Annotated in this window: 9 protein-coding genes; 8 read left to right on the forward strand and 1 reads right to left on the reverse strand. The window is 66.8% G+C overall.

Features of this window, described 5'->3' with window-relative positions:
* The first annotated feature begins 58 nt into the window (after nt 1–58).
* The 8 genes from wsfD (at nt 59) to B8V81_RS20595 (ending at nt 9,982) form a co-directional block, all read left to right on the forward strand.
* Nucleotides 59–1,582: a glycan biosynthesis hexose transferase WsfD gene (gene wsfD / locus B8V81_RS20560; protein WP_028599662.1), complete on the forward strand. Its 1,524-nt coding sequence runs from the start codon at nt 59–61 to the stop codon at nt 1,580–1,582.
* Nucleotides 1,534–2,376, forward strand: a complete 843-nt coding sequence (locus B8V81_RS20565) for a GGDEF domain-containing protein (RefSeq protein WP_028599661.1) — start codon at nt 1,534–1,536, stop codon at nt 2,374–2,376. The genes wsfD and B8V81_RS20565 overlap by 49 nt, the downstream gene beginning before the upstream one ends.
* Entirely contained in the window at nt 2,369–3,781 is a 1,413-nt protein-coding gene (locus B8V81_RS20570; RefSeq protein ID WP_028599660.1) for a hypothetical protein, read from the forward strand. The genes B8V81_RS20565 and B8V81_RS20570 overlap by 8 nt, the downstream gene beginning before the upstream one ends.
* Before the next feature lie 3 nt (nt 3,782–3,784).
* Nucleotides 3,785–5,044, forward strand: coding sequence for a glycosyltransferase family 2 protein (locus tag B8V81_RS20575; protein WP_028599659.1), 1,260 nt, complete (start codon nt 3,785–3,787; stop codon nt 5,042–5,044).
* Between the two features lie 11 nt (nt 5,045–5,055).
* A complete protein-coding gene (locus B8V81_RS20580; RefSeq protein ID WP_028599658.1) occupies nt 5,056–7,278 on the forward strand; it encodes a cellulose biosynthesis cyclic di-GMP-binding regulatory protein BcsB in 2,223 nt (740 codons plus the stop codon).
* A gap of 16 nt (nt 7,279–7,294) precedes the next feature.
* Nucleotides 7,295–8,362 carry a glycoside hydrolase family 113 gene (locus B8V81_RS20585; RefSeq protein ID WP_101809092.1) on the forward strand — a complete coding sequence of 356 codons (1,068 nt, stop codon included), beginning with the start codon at nt 7,295–7,297 and terminating at the stop codon, nt 8,360–8,362.
* A gap of 99 nt (nt 8,363–8,461) precedes the next feature.
* On the forward strand, nt 8,462–9,037 hold the full coding sequence (locus B8V81_RS20590; protein WP_101809093.1) for a GNAT family N-acetyltransferase: 576 nt from the start codon (nt 8,462–8,464) through the stop codon (nt 9,035–9,037).
* A gap of 105 nt (nt 9,038–9,142) precedes the next feature.
* Entirely contained in the window at nt 9,143–9,982 is an 840-nt protein-coding gene (locus B8V81_RS20595) for a DegV family protein (protein WP_028599655.1), read from the forward strand.
* A 119-nt stretch (nt 9,983–10,101) separates the two neighbouring features.
* Here the strand turns inward: B8V81_RS20595 and B8V81_RS20600 are convergent, their stop codons facing one another.
* Nucleotides 10,102–12,021, reverse strand: a complete 1,920-nt coding sequence (locus B8V81_RS20600; RefSeq protein ID WP_101809094.1) for a glycosyl hydrolase family 18 protein — start codon at nt 12,019–12,021, stop codon at nt 10,102–10,104.
* Nucleotides 12,022–12,265: the final 244 nt, after the last annotated feature.

Raw genomic sequence — 12,265 nt, forward strand, 5'->3', positions numbered from 1 at the left:
TGATGTGACGAATCGACGCAATCCGCCGTCGGTTTCGAGAAGAGGAGGGAAGCCGGACATGCTCGACGAGGCACGGCGCACCAAGCATCCGGCTCGAATCGCCGCCGCCGCCGCGCTTGCGGCCGCCATCGTCATCCTGACGGCGCTGTTCGTCAAGCCGTATCTCGGCATGGCGGACAATGGCGACTTCTTTCGGGAGATCCACAACCCGGGCCTGTACGATCTGAACGAGACGTACGAGGACCGGCATTTCGACTATTACAACCGCATCTACGGCGTCCGCGAATATCCGTACGACTCCAACACCGCCTTCATCTCCTCGCTGTCGCTGTTCATCCGCGGGGCGATCGGAGCGGACCTGCTGCTGACCGGCGACAACCGCTTCGATATGCGGGCGATCGCCGCGCTGTATGCGGCGCTGTTCCTGGCGGCGATCTACTTGATCGTGAGGCAGGCGGCCGAGCGCTTGACCGCGGCGGGGGCAGCCGCGGCGGCGCTGATCGCCGTGTTCGTTCTCGCCGACACGGGCTATACGGCCTATTTCAGCTCCTTTTACGGGGAGCCGGCTTCCTACGTGCTGCTGCTGCTGACGATGGCGCTGCTCATGCGGCTGCCCGAGCTCGACCGCCGCTCGGCGGGCTGGCTCGCCGCCTGGGTCGCCGCCGCCGGGCTGTTCGCCGCCGCCAAGCAGCAGAACGCTCCGGCCGGCATCCTGCTGGCGCTGCTCGGGCTGCGCGCGGCGTTTCTGTACCAAAGCAGGCGGCTGCGGCGGCTGGCGATCGGCGGCGCGGCGGCGGTCGCGGCGGTCAGCGTCCTCACCTACGGCCTGATGTCCGACGACATCAAGCATATCAACCAGTACCACGCCGTGACGCGCGGCATCCTCCAGAACACGGAGCATCCGGAGCGCGATCTGCAGGAGATCGGGCTCGATCCGAAGTTCGCGGTGCTGGCGGGCACGACGTATTACGACAAGTACCAGCTGGAGCCGGTGGAATCCGAGCTCATGCAGGAGGAGTTCTACTCCAAGTTCGGCTACTTGGCGCTGCTTCGCTATTATGCGCTGCATGCGGACCGGGCGATCGACAAGCTGAACGAGGCCGCGAGCCACGCTTACCAGATCCGCCCGACGGCGATGGGCAACTACGAAAAAAGCGCCGGCCGGGAGCCGGGAGCGAAGTCGTCGTTCTTCTCCGGGTGGAGCAGCCTCAAGCAGCAGCTGTTCCCGGGCACGTTCCGCTTCATCGTCCTGTTCTACGCCGTCTTCTACGGCGGGCTTGCCTATCTCTACGTCGCGGCCTGGAGGGGCCGCCGCAGAGCGGACCAGTTCCGTCTCGAGGCGCTCGCGCTGCCGGGCCTGATCGGCCTGTCGCAGCTCGGGGTGTCGTTCCTCGGCGCGGGCGATGCCGACCTGGCCAAGCATCTGTTCCTCTACAACGTCTGCTTCGACCTCATGTTCGGCCTGATGGCCGGCTGGGTCGCGCACAAGATCATGCAAAGGCTGCGCCTGCGCGGGAAGGCTGGGAAAACGAAATGGAAGTCAAAAAGCTCGATATCTGGGTCATCGTCCTTGCCGTCCTGAGCTACGGGATCGTCAACTGGTTCGTCCTGCTTCCAAAGGACAGCTACCTGCAAAACACGCTGCTGCTGAGCGCGCTGTTCGCCGTCGCGGTGCTGTCCTACCTGAGCGGCCTCATGATCGCGCTCACCGCCTCGGCCGTCTGCATTTTCTTTTACGGCAGCTATGTGATGTACGGCAGCGTCATGCAAGGCAAGGGCATCGAGTCGCAGGTGTATTACTGGCTCGTGCTGCTGCCGCTCGTCGCCGTCCTCACGGCGGTCATCGGCGGCCTGATCCGCTCCATCCAGCAGGAAAACCTGCGCATGCGGGAGCGCTACTCGGACTTCGTCACGATCGACGAGATCACCGGGCTCGAGAACGCGCGCGTCTTCTACGCCGTGCTCGGCCAGTTCATGAGCCTCTCCCGCCGCTACGAGCTTCCGCTCAGCGTCATGCTCGTGCGGCTCGACTACTATGACGACATCCGCGGCATCGTCGGGGGCGAGGCGATGAAGGACGTCGTCGCCTGGATCGGCAAGCGGCTCGGCGAGAGCACGCGCACCGAGGACTCCAGCTACATCCTCGAGGACGGGCGCACGTTCGCGCTGCTGCTGCTCGGCGACCGGGAAGGGGCGCAGGTCGTCAAATCGCGCATCAAGGAAAGCATCTATTCGTACGATCTGCAAAAAGCGGCCAAGGCGGTCACGGTGCGGCTCGAGCTTCGCGTCGGCCTCGCCGCCTACGATCCTTCCGAGCCTTCGGATCCGCTTTCCCTGCGCCGCGCGGCCGAAAAGGACATGGAGTACGATGTGTAGCGCGCGGCATGCCGGCGGCGCGGCGAGGCATGCGGCCGGCCGGAGGCTCGTCTGCTGCTTCCTGTTCGTTCTCCTGCTGCTGCCGGCCGCCGCGCCGTCTCCCGCATCCGCCGCTACGCCGGCTTTCCGCGCGGATTCTTCTCCGGCGCTGCGCCAGGCGGCGCAGCCGGAGGGCGGCAAGGCGCTCGTCGTCTACGGGCGCGAGTGGAACAGCCGGGACGGGCGCGAGCGGCTGATCGAGCTGTACCGGATGCTGCGCGGGCCCTATGCCGCCGTAGGCTTCGTCCGCGGCGGAGACGCGCGGCCGGAGCAGCTGCAGGAGGCGGATCTGGTCGTTGTTGCCGGGGGCGCGGAGGAGCCGTTCCGAAGCGGGCTGCCGCTGCCGTCCGGCGCCGCCGGAGGCGATACGGTGCTGCTGGATACGACGGACGGCTTGGCCGCGGCGGCGCGTCAGCTCGCCGGCTGGCTCGACGCCTCCGGCGTGTCGGCGCCGACGTACGCGCTTCTGAGCGGCATCAGCCCGTTTCTCGATCGCGAGGAGCTGGAGCGCAAGGCCGCCTGGCTGCACGAGCGCGGCATTCCGTACTGGATGGAGCTGCGTCCGCTGTTCACGGGCGGCGATTCGCCTTCCTTGGACGGCTATTACGAGACGCTGCGCCGGATGCAGGAGCTCGGCGGCGTCGCGCTGCTCGGTCCGCTCGCCGGCTGGACGCCGCCGGACGAGTGGGACTCGTATTTGTCGGGCCACGAAGTGACCGGCGCGACCGATACCGACGATGCCGCGGTGCTCAGCGCGCGCTCGATGTACGCCTATGTGAGCCGCGGCGTCTATCCGGCCGGACTCGCCGGTCCGCCGGATCTGCTGTTCGATCCGGAATGGAGCGGGCTCGCCGCTTCCGCCGACCTGTTCGTCGAGGGAGCCGGCTGGCAAGGCTTCTCGCGCGATCTCGACGCCGCGCAGGCGTGGATGGGCCGCTACGCGGCTCTGGCGCCGGCGGCCGGCGCCGAGGGCGAAGCGCCGCTTCCGGAGAGCTCCGCCCGCGTCTTCGCGTTCGAGGCCGGACTGCCGCTGGCCGCGTTCCAGGCCGCCGTGGAGGCGGAGCTGGGGCGGGGGACCGCATTCGCCGATCCCGCCTCCGTGGACAGCCGGATCGTCTGGGAGGAGCAGTCGCTCGTCCGCCGGGACGGGCAGACGCTGCTGAACGGCAGTCCCGCGTCCTGGACCGCTCCCGAAGTCCCCGAGCCGACAGCCGCGCCGCCGGCGGATGGGGGGCTGACGACGGTGAACCGCGGCGTCCAGAACGTCCTATCCGTGCTGTTCGTCGTCTCGGTCCTCGTCGTGGGGGCGTTTACGGCGGCGTTTGTCGTCGGCCGCCAGATCAATCGCAGAAAGCATCTGAGGTGAGCCATGGAGCAGCTGGGCTGGATCGATTACCTCTTTCTGTATTGCATGGTCTGCATCTGGATCATGCTTCTCATCAATATCGTGCTCACGGCAGGCGGATACCGCTACTACCTGAAAACGCTGCAGATGCGCGTGGACGAGCCGCTGGACGACTATCCGACCGTTTCGGTGCTCATCCCGGCCCATAACGAGGAAAAGGTGATCGGCCAGTCGGTCGGCGCGCTCATGGAGCTCGACTACCCGAAGGACAAGCTGGAGATCATCGTCATCAACGACAATTCCAGCGACGGCACAGGAGCGATCCTCGCGGAGCTGCAGCGCAGCCGTCCCGACGTGAATCTGCGCATCCTGACGACCGGTCCGGAGACGGGCGGCAAAGGAAAGTCCGGCGCGCTCAACAACGGCTACGCCGTCAGCACCGGCGAGGTGCTGGCCGTCTACGACGCCGACAATACGCCGGAGCGCTCGGCGCTTCGCATCCTCATCCACACGCTTTGGCGGAACGACCGGCTCGGAGCGGTCATCGGCAAGTTCCGCACGCGCAACGGCGGCAAAAACTGGCTGACCCGCTTCATCAACATCGAGACGCTCGGCTTCCAGTGGATGGTGCAGGCGGGACGCTGGGAGCTGTTCGGCCTGTGCACGATACCCGGCACCAACTTCGTCGTCCGCCGCAGCATCATCGAGCAGATGGGCGGCTGGGATACGAAGGCGATCGCCGAGGATACGGAAATCAGCTTCCGCATCTACCGCCTCGGCTACCGGATCCAGTACATGCCGCTCTCCGTCACCTGGGAGCAGGAGCCGGAGACGGTGCCGGTCTGGATGAAGCAGCGCAGCCGCTGGGTGAAGGGCAACATCTACGTCCTGCTCAAGAACATTCCGCTGCTGTTCTCTCCGGAGTCGAAGCGGATCCGCTTCGACCTGATCTATTTCTGCTCGGTCTATTTCCTGTTCCTCAGCTCGGCGCTGCTGTCCGACGCGATCTTCGTGCTCGGCATCCTCGGCCTGATCGAGTACAACATCGTCGGCAACACGCTGCTGCTCTGGCTGATGGCGTTCCTCGTGTTCGTGCTGGAGATGGCGCTTGCCCTCAGCATGGAAAAGGGGCAGAGCCGCCCGCGCAACATCGCGCTCGTCGCGATCATGTACTTCACGTATTGCCAGCTGTGGCTCGTCGTCGCCCTGCAGGGAGTCTACCAATTCATCCGCGATGCCATCCTGCGGCGGGAAGCCCGATGGTACAAGACGGAACGGTTCTAAGGAGAATGTCCATGAAAAAAACGATCGTGGCCGCAGCTGTCCTGCTTTCGATCCTGACCTCGCCGCTCGCGGCCGCCGTAGACGCGGCAGCGCCGTCTCCCGCGCCGTCCGCGTCGGCGCAGCCGGCGGACCCGTCCGTATCGGTCGCGCCAGCCGCATCGGCGGCGCCGGAGAGCTCTCCGGCGCCCGGGAGGAGCCTGTCGCCGGCCGTCATGCAGGCGCCGGACGGCTCGAGCCGGATCCGTCTTCCATACGGCAAGGATGTAAAGCTCCAAGGCTATTACTCCGCTCAATCGACGTATTTCACCCTCGGCAAGCATTGGGAGCTGCGCTCGGGCATGCTCCATCTCGAGCTGCGCTCGAGCCGTCTGGCCGCGGATTCCGCGCTGACGGTCGAGGTGAACGGCAAGCCGTCGCGATCGTTGCGCCTGGCCGAGATCGGCGAGGGCGGCCGCAGCCTCGATCTTGCCATCTCCGGAGCCGATCTGGCCGCGGGCGTCAACGAGATCCGGCTGTCGCTTGGCCATGCGGACGACCGGTTCGAGATCTGCGCCGACGACCGCTCCGACGAGAATTGGCTGCTTGTCGGCGAAGGCTCTTACCTGCAGGCGGACTACGAGGAGCAGGCGGCGACGGGCGAGCTGCGCCAGTTCCCGTATCCGTTCGTGCCGGACGCGGGCGAGCGCCGCGGCGAAGGCACGTCGATCGTGCTGCCGGACGGAGCGTCGCCCGCCGCCGTCGCCGCCGGCCTGCAGACGGCGGCCGCGCTCGGCCTGACCGTCGAGGAAGGGCTGCCGGGACTGCATATGGGCGTCTATGCCGAGGTTGCCGCCGGCAAGCATCGGAGCGACCATCTGCTCTATGTCGGCCCTGCCTCCTCGATGCCGGAGGCGCTCAAGGCGGCGGCTCCGGCCGACGCGCTCGGCCGGCTGGCCGAGGGCACGCTGCTGTTCCGCGCGGAATCGCCGCTGCAGCCGGGACGGCTGCTCATGGGCATCGTATCCGGGGCGGACGAGAGCGGTCTCGACACGGCCGCCCGGCTGCTGCAAAATCCCGATCTCGTCGCCCAGCTGGACGGCAGCGCCGTGCTGCTGCCGCGCGGAACGAATGTGAACCGGCCGGCCGCCGATGCCTCCCGCGATCGCTGGACGTTCGAGGAGCTCGGCTATCCGCAAGGGCTTCAGGCGCAAGGACCGTTCCGCCAGCAGGCCGACTTCGACGTGAAGCTGCCGTCCAACAAGCTCGTGCTGCCGGGAGCGAAAGCCCGCTTCGAGCTCAAATACGCGAAAAACCTGAATTTCGACCAGTCGCTCGCAACGCTTTACGTCAACGGCATCCCGGCCGGCAGCAAGAAGCTGGACGCCGAGTCGGCCGACGGCGACGTCTGGGAGGTGCCGATTCCGAGCGGCGCGGCCCAGTCGGGCTATCTGGCGATGAGCGTGGCGTTCGACCTGCAGATGACCGGCTACGACTGCATCCGTCCCGGCGAGCAGACGCCGTGGGCGTACATCGCGCCGGAGTCGACGGTCAGCCTGCCGGCCGAGGACGAGCGCGCGCTGCTGCTGGAGCATTATCCGTGGCCGTTCATCAAGAACGGCCGCTGGAATGCCGCCGCCTTTGTCCTCCCGGGCGGCGGCTGGACCGACCTGAGCCGCGAGGCCCGCATCGCCGCCCGGCTCGGATCCTACCTGACCGACAACAGCGGCTCGCTGCAGGCGCGTGCCGATGCTCCGTGGCAGTCGGACAGCCTCAAGGGGCTGCAGCTGATTGCCGTCGGCACGCCGCAGCAAAGCGAGCTCATCCGCTCGGCGGCCCAGCGGATATGGTTCCCGTACGACAGCGGCCTCGCCCGCTTCGTCGGCAACGAGAAGCGCCGGCTGCTGCCAGACTTCGCGGCGCGGCTCGCCTCGATCCAGCTGCTCCCCGCCGCGGAGGGCGGCGGCTCGCTGCTCGCCGTGACGGCGCCCGAGGAGGAGAGCCTGCAGCAGGCGGAGAACTATTTGTCGATGCGTTCCTACGGCAGCGAACTCGTCGGCAACGCGACGCTGGTCGACCGCTGGGAGAAGGCGCTGAACCATTATTTCGCCGATGAAGGCAGTCCGGGCGTAGCGGAGCGGGTCAGCCTGAGCTCGGGAGAAGCGAGGCTGTTCGCGATCCTGTTCGGCACGATCCTGCTGCTGCTGCTGCTCGGCATCATCCTGATCTGGCGCAAATACCGCAAAAACCGAAGCTGATCGAGGAGGGATGAGGATGGCGCGCAGGAGCTTCAGCCGCGGCGTCCTCGCGCTCGGCGCGGCGGGGACGCTGCTCATCGGCGCGGCGGCCTGGTGGCTTGCCGCCGGCAACGATGACGGTATGAGGCCGCTGCTCGAGGGCGGCATCCGCTCCGGCAACCTGTCGACGGACTACGTCATCGAGACGGCGCTGGACGATGCGAGGCGGCTCGAGCTGAACGCCGTCAACGTGCCGGTCGCGGTGAACGTCGCCGATTCGCGGGCGAGCCGCTTCGAGCTGGACGAGGCAAGCCTGGACAAGGCGCGCCGGATCATCCCGATGCTGCATGCGCGAGGCATCCGCGTGCTGCTGGAGCCGTATCCGTGGATCGCGGACGGCAGCGTCGCCGAGACGGCATGGAATCCGTCGGAGCCCGAAGCCTTTTTCCGCCACTGGCAGGAGGACGTGCTGCAGCCGCTCGTGCGCGAGCTGGCCGCTCCGTTGCAGGTCGAGGCGGTCGTGGCGGCGTCCAATCTCGTCCATCTGGAAAGCCGCAGCGGCGACTGGATCCGGCTGCTGAAGGAGCTGAAGGCGCAGTACGGCGGGCTCGTCACCTACAAGACGAACTGGTGGTACACGGCGGATTGGGACGAGGCCAGCCTCGCGGCATTCCGCGCCAAGCGGGACAACCCGCTGTGGGCGGAGGTCGACTTCATCTCGGTGGCGGCATACTTCGAGCTGACCGACAAGCTGTCGCCATCGACGGCCGAGCTCAAGGCGGCTTTGAGGCATGCGGAGCGCCACGGGCGCGGCCAGGACGTGCCCGCCGAGCTGGAGGAGCTGGCGCAGCGATGGGGCAAGCCGTACTTCTTCGGCGAGCTCGGCTTTCCCGCACGGGAGGGCGCGGCGAGCGAGCCGTGGAATTCCGCGCCGTCCGATGCGCCGGACGCCAAGCTGCAGGCCCGGCTGTTCGAGGCGTACCGGGACGCGTTCCGCGGGCGCGAGTCGTTTCTCGGCTACTCGGTGTTCGCCATCGGCGAGGCCAGTCCGGACAAGCGCTACTACCCTTCGGAAGAAAGCGCCGCCGTCATCCGCTCCTGGTGAGCGGGGCGGCGGTTTTTTCGCGTCTGGCCGCCTCTAGCCAGGAAGCCGCCCTTCAAGTAAGATGGAGCATATTCCCACTTGGAAAGAGGAGGCGGTACGATGGAGCCGATGCTGCTCGACATCGACGAGCCGTTCGAAAGCGGCCGGCTGCTCATCCGCGCGCCGCGCAGCGGCGACGGGGCGGCCATCAACGAAGCGGTGAAGGAAAGCCTGGAGCGGCTCAAGGTCTGGATGCCGTGGGCGCAGCAGGCCCCGACATCCGAGGAGTCGGAGCTGGACGCGCGGCGGGCGGACATCGCCTATCGGCAGCGCGAGGACATGCGGCTGCTGCTGCTGGACCGCGCGAGCGGGCGGCTGATCGGCTGCAGCGGCCTGCACCGGATCGACTGGAAGGCGAGATGCTTCGAGCTCGGCTATTGGGTGCGCACGGGCGAGGAAGGCAAAGGGTATGTGACGGAGGCCGTCCATGCGATCACCGCCTTCGCCGCCGGCCGGCTCGGCGCGCATCGGATCGAGATCCGGTGCGACGCCCGCAACGAGCGCAGCGCCGCGGTCGCCCGCCGCTGCGGCTTCACGCTCGAGGGCGTGCTGCGCGGAAACGACCTGTCGCCTGACGGCAGCCGGCGCGATACGATGGTGTTCGCCAAGGTGAGAGGCGCGGAGCTGGACGGCTGAATCGCTTCTCATAGCATAAAGAAGCGGGTTTGACAAGTTATATTTGTGACTACTGGGAAGGGAGCCGATCCGGTATAATGTCTCCTGAACGAAAGGAGCCCACCTATGCCGATCAAGATCATAACAGACAGCGGTTCTGATTTGCCCGTTCCCCTGCAAGCCCGCTATGGCATCGAAATCGTTCCGCTGACCGTGACGTTTCCGGACGGTCCGATGGCGGAAGGGACAAGCGCCGAAGCGTTTTACGACAAGATGGAGTCGTTCAGCGAGCTGCCGACGACGGCCAGCCCGAGCCCGGCCGTCTTTCTGGAAGCGTTCCGCAACGCCGATCCGGCCAGCGACCTGCTCGTCCTCTGCATGTCGTCCAATATAAGCAGCACCTATCAGTCCGCGCTCATCGCGAAGGACATGCTGCTCGATGAAGGCTTCGAACGCGGCATCGAGGTGATCGATACGCGCAGCTTCTCCGGCGGGCTGTCCCGCATCGTGGCGATGGCGGCCGCTTATGCCGAGGGCGGCTGCGGACTGCCCGAGCTCAAGGAGCGGACGGAGCGGATCATTGAGCAGACGAGCGCCTACTTTACGCTGGAGTCGCTTGAAAACGTCATCAAGGGCGGACGGCTAAGCCGGCTGTCCGGGGGCGTCGCCTCCGTGCTGAACATCAAGCTGCTGCTGCGCATCAGCGGCGAGGGCAAGGTGGAAGTCGTCGAGAAGACGCGCGGCTTCCGCAAGGCCGTCGGCAGCCTGCTCGCCAAGCTCGACGAGAAGGAGCATGACTACGAGAACTCGGAGATCGCCATCGTCCATAGCGGCAGCGAGCAGCTGGCGCTCGACGTCAAGGAGCGCATCCTGGCGAAGCATCCGTTCCGGGCGGTCCATCTGTCCTGCATGGGACCGGTCATGGGCACGTACGCGGGCCGCGGAGGCATCGGCGTCGCGTTCTGACCGCCGGCATACGCAGCCTCCATCCAAGGAAATCCAAAAAAGCTTGCCGTTCGCCCTCAGGCGAATCGGCAAGCTTTTTTTTGCGGCGTTCAGCGCTGCACGTTCCGAAAAAAAATAAGTTAGGATTGCTTCTGCTTCAATACGGCCGTCCAGAGCGACGCCGGCTCGTAGCCGAGCCGCCAGGCGGCGATGCCCGCGAGATCGTACTTCCTCGCGAGCGCGATGCGCTTCGATACGCTTTGCTCCGTCTCGGCCCAGAACACATAGGTGCTGCCGTTCTCGGCGTAGGTGTATTTCGTGAGGCCGGCCGCTTCGTCCAGCGAGGCGTAGACGGGCTTGGAGCTGATCAGCTGCGGCACGTCCTTCATCGCGACGGCGCGGCTGCCGAGCGGCTCGCCTGAGCTGTCCAGCTCCCAGAGCCGGACGTAGAACGGAACGCCGAGCAGCAGCTTGGAGCGCGGCACGCCATAGGAGAGGAACTGCTGGATGCCGCCCTCGGCCCAGCCGAGGCTGCTCACCGGTCCGGCCTCGTCGCTGCCCTGCCAATGCTCGTCGTACGCCATGATGACGATCCGGTCGGCCGCCTCCGCGATCGCTTGATGGTCGTATGCGGTCAGATGGTCCCAGGCGGTGTCGCCGCGCGGCAGATCGACCGTGAGCGTCATGCCGGCCTTGCGCAGGGCGGCTCCGAGCTCGCCGACGAACAGGCTGTAGAGCGCGCGGTCCTTGCCCGCGACGCTCTCGAAGTCGAGGTTGAGGCCGTCTGCGCCGAGCTTCTTCAGGCTGGCGGTCAGCTTCGATACGAACGCGGCGCGGGCTTTCCCGTCGGCCAGGAACGCGCTCGTCCGCTTCGGATCGAAGCCGTTGTGGACGAGCGGCTGCACGCTGAGCCCGCGCTGCTTGAGCGCCGCGGCGAGCTCGGGCAGCGAGTCGTCCTTGAGCGTGCCGGAGGCGTCCGCAAGCTCGTACCACGACGGCGACGAGATGTCGACGCCTTGCGTGCCGGCGAGCTGCGCGACGATGCTGGCTTCGTCGGAGGTGCCGCTCCAGCCGAGCACCTGCAGCGACTGCGGCTGGCTCCAGAGCACGCGGCTGTCGGCGGTGACGATGCGGCTGCGGGCGTAGCCGAGCGCGTAGGAGAGGGCGCTTTGGCGCGTATGGAAGCTGCGCAGCGGCTTGTCTCCCTGCATCACCGTCAGATAGGGCTCGTTCGTCCACCAGATGAGCCCGCCCTGCATGATCTGCGAGCCGGCGAGCGTCTTGGCTTTGGCCAGCGCGCTTTGCAGCGCGAAGTAGCGGGCGACCGGCTTGCCGCCTTGCCGCACCTCGTAGGAGGCTTCCCGCGAAAACAGCACGGCTCCGGTCGCCGCGTGGACGACCCGGCTGCCGGGCAGCTCGGCGGCGGCGAGCGCGGCGTCCTTGAGGAACGAGTAGGCGCTTTGCCGAACGCCTGCGCTGTTTTCGACCGCGTAGACGGGCTTGGCGGCGCGAGCCTGCTTGGCCTGCTCGGCGGTATAGCTGTCCCAGATCCACGCCGCCGCCTCGATGTCGACGATATGGGATTTCGCCCAGCGGGCGGCCTCCGCCTTGGCTGCCTTCAGCGTGGAGAAAGCCCATTCAGGCTTCGTGCTGCCGCCTTGATAGACCCGGTAGCGCGGCGACTTGCTGTACACCCAGCCGGGCTGCTGCAGGTCGCGGATCTGGGCTGACGGCAGCGAGTCCGCCTTGGCCCGCGCGGCGGCGTAGCCGGCATACTCCCATTCGGGACGGCTCAGGCCGTTCAGATAAACCTTGTAGCGGGGCAGGTTGTCCCACAGCCACGCGCGGTCCGCGATGCGCTCCACGCGGCTGTACGCATAGCGGGCGGCGTAGGCTTCGGCGTCCGCCTGCTTGGCGAACTCCTGCAAGGGCCGGTCGTTCTGGTAGACGCGGTATTGGGTGATGGCGGACAGCGATTTGGCGGCGCCGGCGGACGGCGCCGCCAAAGCCTGCAAGCCGATCGCGACGGCGGCCGCGGCGGCGAGCGGAGCGAATTTCATCTGGTGGATTCCTCCCGTTCGAATAGGATGATGGCGTTATGTAGAGGAGCGTCGCTAAAGCTCCCGGCGCGTTTGTCGCCTGCCCTTCATTGGACGCGGCGGCGGCGGTCGAGTTGTGTGGGAATGAGTGGGAATGCGCTTCGGAAAATTACCCGCTCCGGCCGCCGATGAATCCATGCCGCCGATGGATGAATTTGGCACGGGCGGAGCAGACTAAGCCCGTCTCGCGCGGAAGGAGGAGGAT

The sequence above is a fragment of the Paenibacillus pasadenensis genome (assembly GCF_002864175.1).
GTDB lineage: Bacteria > Bacillota > Bacilli > Paenibacillales > Paenibacillaceae > Paenibacillus_O > Paenibacillus_O pasadenensis.

Coding starts and splice junctions, on each gene's coding strand:
- wsfD (WP_028599662.1), top strand. CDS start 59: ATGCTCGACGAGGCACGGCGCACCAAGCATCCGGCTCGAATCGCCGCC.
- B8V81_RS20565 (WP_028599661.1), top strand. CDS start 1,534: ATGGAAGTCAAAAAGCTCGATATCTGGGTCATCGTCCTTGCCGTCCTG.
- B8V81_RS20570 (WP_028599660.1), top strand. CDS start 2,369: ATGTGTAGCGCGCGGCATGCCGGCGGCGCGGCGAGGCATGCGGCCGGC.
- B8V81_RS20575 (WP_028599659.1), top strand. CDS start 3,785: ATGGAGCAGCTGGGCTGGATCGATTACCTCTTTCTGTATTGCATGGTC.
- B8V81_RS20580 (WP_028599658.1), top strand. CDS start 5,056: ATGAAAAAAACGATCGTGGCCGCAGCTGTCCTGCTTTCGATCCTGACC.
- B8V81_RS20585 (WP_101809092.1), top strand. CDS start 7,295: ATGGCGCGCAGGAGCTTCAGCCGCGGCGTCCTCGCGCTCGGCGCGGCG.
- B8V81_RS20590 (WP_101809093.1), top strand. CDS start 8,462: ATGGAGCCGATGCTGCTCGACATCGACGAGCCGTTCGAAAGCGGCCGG.
- B8V81_RS20595 (WP_028599655.1), top strand. CDS start 9,143: ATGCCGATCAAGATCATAACAGACAGCGGTTCTGATTTGCCCGTTCCC.
- B8V81_RS20600 (WP_101809094.1), bottom strand. CDS start 12,021: ATGAAATTCGCTCCGCTCGCCGCCGCGGCCGCCGTCGCGATCGGCTTG.